At 40.1% G+C, this 8,984-nt stretch carries 1 protein-coding gene; it reads right to left on the bottom strand.

Going from position 1 to position 8,984, the window contains the following annotated elements; translation table 11 throughout:
- The coding region (locus tag E0F89_RS16210) for a gliding motility-associated C-terminal domain-containing protein (RefSeq protein ID WP_165930057.1) at positions 1-8,435 on the bottom strand (8,435 nt) is incomplete at its 3' end.
- Between the last annotated feature and the right edge of the window lie 549 nt (positions 8,436-8,984).

Raw genomic sequence — 8,984 nt, 5'->3', positions numbered from 1 at the left:
AAAATATAAAAGTAGGTGCCGGTAGGCAAACCAGAGGATTGGCTAATAGTGGATCTTCCTTCAGAAACGCCTCTGAATGCTTTATCGTTGTTGTTATATCCACTGGTTTCGTAAACCAATACACCCCAACGGTTGTAAATTGAAACGGTATTTTCAGGATAACATAGTGTATCGTCAATATTATCAATTGTAAAGACTTCATTGATTCCATCCCCGTTTGGAGAGAAAGCATTATGGACCGTTACAGTTCCACATCCTAATACAATTTGAGCTTCAACAACAACTGTGTCTTGATCAGAAATTGAATTTCCATCTGGATCTTTTCCAGTTGCAGTAGCTGTATTAGTTACAGAACCGTTTATTCTGTCCTCTTGGGTCACCGTGTAATTTTGAGTATATTCTTGGATACTTCCAGGAGATAAGCTTTCAATAATTTCATCTAATCCAGTCAACGGGTCTTGTACAACTATTTGATATAATGTAACGTTGCCAGTATTTTTTACCTGAATAGTGTAATTAACTATGTCTCCAACAGAACTATAATAAGGCGTACTGGAAGTTTTGATGACTTCTAAACCTGGAGTTTGTGTTAAGGGTGTTACAGTTGGTGTATCATTGTCAAGAGCTGTACCTGAAGTGTCTTTTACTTCTCCACCATTAGGATTTTGTCCTACTGCCAGAGCAGAGTTTGTCACTTTGCCGGCATCAACGTCGGCTTGGGTGATGGTATATGTTCCAGTTATAGTATTATTGGTAGCGCCTGGAGCTAAAGTAGCAATCGGACTATTGGCGATGATCAAACCAATTAACGGATCGGTGATTACAATATTAGTTACTATCACATTTCCAGTATTGGTTACCGCAAAAGTATACGTAATTACATCTCCCACGGCACCTGTTCCACCTACTGACGCGGTTTTCACTAAAGCGATGCTCGGATTTTGTGTTATTGGGGTTACTGTTGGTGTGTCATTTTCAACGGTAGTACCAGAAGTGTCTTTTACTTCTCCACCATTCGGATCTTGTCCTACTGCCAGAGCAGAGTTTGTTACTTTGCCGGCATCTTTATCGGCTTGCGTAATTGTGTAGGTTCCAGTAACAGAATTATTTGTAGCGCCTGGTGCCAAAGTTGCAATTGGACTATTGGCGATAATTAAACCAACTAACGGATCGGTAATTACAATGTTAGTTATTGTTACATTGCCAGTATTGGTTACCGCAAAAGTATACGTAATTACATCTCCCACAGCGCCTGTTCCACCCACTGTAGCAGTTTTCACTAAAGCGATGCTTGCAGTTTGGGAAATTGGGGTTACAGTTGGTGTATCATTGTCAAGAGCTGTACCTGAAGTGTCTTTTACTTCTCCACCGTTAGGATTTTGTCCTACTGCCAAAGCGGAGTTTGTCACTTTGCCGGCATCTTTATCGGCTTGTGTAATTGTATAGCTTCCTGTAACAGAATTATTTGTAGCGCCTGGTGCTAAAGTAGCAATCGGACTATTGGCGATAATTAAACCAATTAACGGATCGGTGATTACGATGTTAGTTACTGTTACATTTCCAGTATTGGTTACCGCAAAAGTATACGTAATTACATCTCCCACGGCACCTGTTCCACCTACTGAAGCGGTTTTCACTAAAGCAATACTTGCAGTTTGGGAAATTGGGGTTACCGTTGGCGTGTCATTTTCAGCGGTAGTACCTGAAGTATCTTTTACTTCTCCACCATTTGGATCCTGTCCTACCGCCAGAGCAGAGTTTGTTACTTTGCCGGCATCTTTATCGGCTTGTGTAATTGTGTAAGTTCCGGTAACAGAATTATTTGTAGCGCCTGGTGCTAAAGTAGCTATTGGACTATTGGCGATAATTAATCCAACTAATGGATCGGTGATTACGATGTTAGTTATTGTTACATTTCCGGTATTTGTAACCGCAAAAGTATACGTAATTACATCTCCTACGGCGCCTGTTCCGCCCACTGAAGCAGTTTTTACTAAAGCAATACTTGCAGTTTGGGAAATTAGGGTAACTGTTGGTGTGTCATTGTCAAGAGCTGTACCTGAAGTGTCTTTTACTTCTCCACCATTAGGATTTTGTCCTACTGCCAGAGCAGAGTTTGTCACTTTGCCGGCATCTTTATCGGCTTGTGTAATTGTATAGCTTCCTGTAACAGTATTATTTGTTGCTCCTGGTGCGAGACCTGGAATCGGACTATTGGCGATAATTAAACCAATTAACGGATCGGTGATTACAATGTTAGTTATTATCACATTTCCGGTATTGGTCACCGCAAAAGTATAAGTAATCACATCTCCCACGGCACCTGTTCCACCTACTGAAGCAGTTTTCACTAAAGCGATGCTCGGATTTTGTGTTATTGGCGTTACCGTTGGCGTGTCATTTTCAACGGTAGTACCTGAAGTGTCTTTTACTTCTCCACCATTCGGATCTTGTCCTACTGCCAGCGCAGAGTTTGTTACTTTACCGGCATCTTTATCGGCTTGTGTAATTGTGTAAGTTCCGGTAACAGAATTATTTGTAGCGCCTGGTGCTAAAGTAGCAATTGGACTATTGGCGATGATTAAACCAACTAACGGATCGGTGATTACGATGTTAGTTATTGTTACATTTCCAGTATTGGTTACCGCAAAAGTATACGTAATTATTTCTCCCACGGCGCCTGTTCCACCAACGGAAGCAGTTTTAACTAAAGCGATGCTTGCAGTTTGGGAAATTACGGTTACAGTTGGCGTATCATTGTCAATAGCCGTACCTGAAGTGTCTTTTACTTCTCCACCATTAGGATTTTGTCCTACTGCCAAAGCTGAGTTTGTCACTTTGCCGGCATCTTTATCAGTTTGTGTAATTGTATAGGTTCCTGTAACAGTATTATTCGTTGCGCCTGGTGCTAAAGTAGCAATTGGACTGTTGGCGATAATTAACCCAACTAACGGATCGGTAATTACGAGGTTAGTTATTGTTACATTTCCAGTATTGGTTACCGCAAAAGTATACGTAATTACATCTCCCACGGCGCCTGTTCCACCAACTGAAGCAGTTTTCACTAAAGCGATGCTCGGATTTTGTGTGATTGGGGTTACCGTTGGCGTATCATTGTCAATAGTAGTACCTGAAATATCGGATATATCATTTCCTTTTGGATCCTTTCCAACAGCCAAGGCAGAGTTCGTTATTTTACCGGCATCTTTATCGGCTTGTGTAATTGTATAGATTCCAGTAATAGTATTGTTGGTAGCACCCGGAGCTAGAGATAAAATAGGGCTATTTGAGATCGTTAAACCAACCAAAGGATCGGTGATTACGATATTGGTAATTGTCACATTTCCGGTATTGGTTACCGTAAAAGTATACGTAATTACATCTCCCACAGCTCCTGTTCCACTGATTGAAGCAGTTTTTACAAGCGCAATTTTAGGATTTTGTGTAAGTGCGGTTGAAGTACAATTTGGACAATCGGGAACAGGAGTACAAATAATGCAAGGAGTAGGATCAGAAGAAGTATTATTAACCTCTGGACCGGATATTGGGGTGCCATATACCGTAGCTAAATTATTTACTTGCCCCGCATCAATATCAGCTTGAGTAATGCTATATGTGGCCGAAAATGTCGTAGTGTCGACAGCGCCTGAACCAAAAGATGCAATAGGTCCGCCAACTACAGTTACAAGTGGATCTTTAACTGTTACATTAGTGAGTGCCGAACTGCCTATTGAATTTGTCACAGTAAAGGTATAATTAATAATATCACCAACGCTTACCCCAGCAGGCGCAAGGCTGTCAACATAATTACCGTCTTTTAATAGATTTATCGATGGTGCGTACACATTAACCGTTACAGTTGCCTGATCGCAATTGGCTGTGTTTAATTTTTCGCAAATATTGTAAATCAGCGAATAAGAGCCAAAGGGAGTTCCTGCAGCCACCACAACACTCGTGCCTGATAATGTAATTCCAGCATTCGTGGAAGATACAAAAAGAGTGTTGACTTGCGAAGCCAAAACAGCTATTCCATTCAAAGTATCATTTATTAATACATTGGCTAAAGCCGTTCCACCGATGAATCCGTTGACCGCATCTCCCGTATCGTCATTTGCAATTATTGTAGCCGCATTCACTGTAACAGTAACCGTCGCGGTATCACAATTGGTTGCATTTAATATTTCACAAATTTTGTAAATCAAGGAATAAGTGCCCGCAGGAGTTCCTGCCGCTACAAGAACAGCAGAGCCATTTAAAGTAATTCCGGCATTCGTAGAAGACACAAAAGTAGTGTTGACTTGCTCAGCCAAAACAGCTACTCCATTCAGCGTATCATTTATCAATACATTGCTTACAGCCGTTCCACCGGTGAATCCGTTAACGGGAGATCCTGTATCGTCGTTTGCAATTATTGTAGCTGCGCTCACCGTTACGCTCACTGTAGCTTGATCACAATTAGTTGGGTTTAATATTTCACAAATTTTGTAAATCAAGGAATAAGTGCCAGCAGGAGTTCCTGCCGCTACAAGAACAGCAGTGCCATTTAAAGTAATTCCAGCATTCGTAGAAGACACAAAAGTAGTGTTGACTTGCTCAGCCAAAATAGCTGTACCGTTCAATGTATCATTTACTAAAACGTTGGTGACCGCCGTTCCTCCATTTAGGCCGTTCACTGTACTCCCGATATCGTCGTTTGCAATTATTGTAGCCGCATTCACTGTAACATTAACCGTAGCGGTATCACAATTGGTTGGATTTAATATTTCGCAAATTTTGTAAATCAAGGAATAAGTGCCCGCAGGAGTACCTGCCGCTACAACCACAGTAGTGCCATTTAAAGTAATTCCATCACTGGTTGAAGATATAAATGAAGTATTGACTTGGGAAACTAAAACAGGTTGTCCATTTAGCGTATCATTTGTCAATACATTGCTTACAGCTGTTCCACCGGCATAACCATTTACAGGTGTTCCGTTGTCATCATTTGCAATGATAGTAGCCGCATTCACTATAACAGTAACCGTGGCGGTATCACAATTGGTTGGATTTAATTTTTCGCAAATCTTATAAATTAAAGAATAAGTTCCATTAGGAGTGCCCGGTGCTACCATCACATTTAGACCGGATAAAGTAATTCCCGTATTAGTAGAAGATATAAAAGTAGTGTTGACTTGCTCAGCCAAAACAGCTGCACCGTTCAATGTATCATTTACTAAAACATTGGTGAAAGCAGTTCCACCGGATAATCCGTTGACCGCATTTCCTATGTCGTCATTAGCAACTATAGTAGCCGCATTCACTGTGACAGTAACCGTGGCGGTATCACAATTGGTTGGATTTAATATTTCGCAAATGCTGTAGATCAGAGAATAAGAGCCAGATGGTGTTCCTGCTGCGACCAGAACAGAGGTTCCGGATAACGTAATTCCAGCATTGGTAGAAGACACGAAGGAAGTAGTAATTTCAGAGGCTAAAACGGGACTTCCATTAAGCGTATCGTTAGAAAGTACATTGGTTACGGCTGTTCCACCGGTAAACCCGTTAATAAGAGATCCTGTGTCATCGTTGGCAACGATTGTCGCTGCATTCACCGTTACGGTTACTGTGGCTTGATCACAATTAGTTGGGTTTAAAACTTCACAAATTTTATAAATTAAGGAATAAGTGCCCGCAGGAGTTCCTGCCGCTACCAGAACGGTAGTGCCTGATAGCGTTATTCCAGTATTGGTTGAAGATATAAAAGTAGTATTGACTTGCGACTCTAAAACAGCTGCTCCATTCAAAGTATCATTTATTAATACATTGGTGACCGCCGTCCCTCCATTTAGGCCGTTCACTGCATTCCCAATATCGTCAGTAGCAACAATAGACGCTGCAGTCACAGTTACTGTAACCGTTGCTTGATCGCAATTTGTTGGGTTTAATTTTTCACAGATACTGTAAATCAAGGAATAAGTGCCCGCAGGAGTTTCCGCCGCTACCAGGACAGAGGTGCCAGATAGTGTTATTCCAGCATTGGTAGAAGAGACAAAGGTAGTATTGACTTGCGAAGCTAAAATAGCTGCTCCATTCAAAGTATCATTCACTAATACATCGGTGACAGTTGTTCCTCCGTTCAAGCCATTAATAGGATTTCCAGCATCATCATTAGCCACAATAGAAGCAGCTGTAACCTCAACCGAAACTACAGCAGTGTCACAATTTGTGGGATTTGATTTTTCACAGATTTGATACGTTAAGGAATAAGAACCTGCTGGTGTTCCTGCAGCTACCATAACAGAAGAATCGCTTAACGTTACTCCGCTATTAGTTGAACTGACAAAGCTTAAATTGACATCGGCTATGTTAACAGCTTGACAGTTTAAAAAATCATTTGCCAAAACATTTGCATAAGCTGTTCCGCCTATAGAACCATTAACAGCCGTTCCGATGTCGTCATTGGCAACAATATAATTTGTTACAATTAGATTTGTTTCGCATGTTGCTTCATTATTACAGGAATCTTTGACAGATAATATGACTTTTGTTGTACCAGCGGCGACAACTGAGCCTGCGACCGGAGATTGGGTAATAATTAATGATTCAGCTGCAGTACAACTATCAGTTGCAGCAATGTAAGCGGTAAAATCTGGTACTACAGCTTCACAATTTGAATTTGAAGCCAGCTTTATGCTTGGAGGACAAGATTGAATTATAGGTACTGCTTTGTCTTCAACTTTGACTATTTTTTCACAATTGGTAATACAGCCATTAGCATCCGTAATTTTTAATGACAATGTATACGATTCGCTGCATGCGGAACCTGCCGAAATGCTTACATTTTGCTGATTATCTGCTCCGGAAATTGTTGCATTTCCATTTATTGTCCACTTGTAGTTTAGACCGTTGGCAGGAGCCGAATAGGTCGTGATTGATTTCGGACATACAATATCAACCCCAGATATAAGGCAAGTAATGTTTGATTCAGTAACGCGTAGTTCTACTTTATCGGTCACTACACAGCCTTTCTGCGTTGTAACGGTTAGAATAATCGTAGCTGAACCACTAGTTACTTGAGCAACTGCGGTTGTTAATGAATTTGGGTTAATAATTGTTGCACTGCCTGAAGAGACGCTCCATACCGCTGAAAGAATGGCATCTCCAGGGCTAGGATTTGCTGTTCCAATTAGATTGAAATTTGTAGATGCTCCTGTGGAGCAAAGCGCTTGATCTACTCCGGCATCGGCAACTCCCAAACGCAGTGAAACCTGAAGAGGTGTAATAAAGTCAGCAATACCTGCGGATGAAGATGAGGATACTTTGGTTTTTATAAAAATTGTTTTGATTCCTAGCGATGTACACGGATCAATTGCGCCTAAAAGCGCAGTCAAATCAATTGCTGCTTCAGAAAATGTGTTTTTCTCATACGTTGTGTTTCCAAATGCACCAAAAGAAACAGGTGTTCCGTCAGCAGTATTTACAGCAGCGAAAACAGAACCTATCGGAATAGAAGCTGTTCTGTCGATGTAGTCATAACCGCTGCCTGTGCTCTCCCATCGATTTATGAAAAATCCGGCAGCAGATCCACCTTGCGTTAGCAGCAAAGTAAGTACAAAATCATTGACTGTGCGACCGCCATCTGGTCCTTCTGATGTAAACCCTCCACTGGTAGAACCTGTAATATCTAATGTATTTTGCAGAAATTCAAAATCAATATATGCGGTACCGTTATTGCTCAATCGATCGGCTGCCACTACCACCCATTGATGGCCATTTGCATCTTTTGAAAAATGCATCAGACCGTTATTCATGTCGGTTTTGTTGCTCGTGGTATTTGTAACCCATGTCATGGTATTGGGGTCGTCGTTAACCTTTAGACCGCCTGCAAAATTATTTTCAGCTTCACCATACTTATCGACCAAATGAAAAGTGACTCCTGCATTTGCCGCAGGAACACTGCCATCAGCGTTAAGTACATAACCTCCCAAGCCTGTCCCTTGCAGCCAATCTCCCGCCATTGTATTGGCATGAAGCGTTCCGTCAATATTAAATCCACCAGATGGAGGAATAATAGGGGCTACTCCTACACCAAAAGAATCCGTAAAAAAGGTTTGGGCACTATATCCTGAAGTAATACCTGTTGCTGTGAGTGTAAATGATTGTCCAATGTCATGTAACTGTATTACATATTCATTGTTGTATATATTTCCCGCACTATCAGCAACGGCATATAAATATTCCTCCGGATGAATCAGTGGCGTCTCAACGAGTGTGAGTTTTACCGTTTCACCGGGTTGCCAATTAGTTCCCGTTATAATAACTGTTTGACCAGGAGTATAATCTAATTTATTGGTCGTTACTGTTGCAGTTTGAGCAAATAGCGTCGCTGAAAAACTTAAAAAACTTAATAAATAAATCGTAAATTGTTTTTTCGAAATAGTAAAAGTTGATTTCATATTGATTTGTTTTAAATCGTTAGAAAGTGAAAATATTTTAAATAATTGCATTCACATTTGATTTTTGTAGGACGAGACAATGGTCGAAAAGTTTTCAGTAAATAGTCACTTATTTTTAGAAAAGTGTCTATTCCTAATGTGTTTTGGTTCGAAATACAAAATTATTTGCTTGAAATAAATATTTTTCAGAAGTTGATAATAAATAAGGTATTACGTTATTTCAACTTATTTGAGAATTAAAGCGCGATTAATGATGCTTAATAATCACTAAAAAAGATGATTATTGGAGAGTAATTTTTTTAGTCATTCTTTTAATTTTTGATTTTTTAATTATAAACAGATCTGGAGTTTTTAACTTAGGTGTTAATTGTGAAATGTAACACTATGGGGCGTTTTGTGTTTTTAATTTAAAAACAAGAGTATTTGCTAAATTTCGCAAACAGACAATATTTCCTTTGCAATGCTTAACTATTTTAAAAAAAAATATGATAATCAAAATAAGATGTAGGTGATCTTATAGATTGGGACAAATTGATTTTCAGTTCGACC

The sequence above is a fragment of the Flavobacterium caseinilyticum genome, from assembly GCF_004349085.1.
In the GTDB taxonomy this organism is placed as follows: domain Bacteria; phylum Bacteroidota; class Bacteroidia; order Flavobacteriales; family Flavobacteriaceae; genus Flavobacterium; species Flavobacterium caseinilyticum.
The sequence above is the reverse complement of the archived record's forward strand: the minus strand, read 5'-3'. Positions and strand labels throughout refer to the sequence as shown.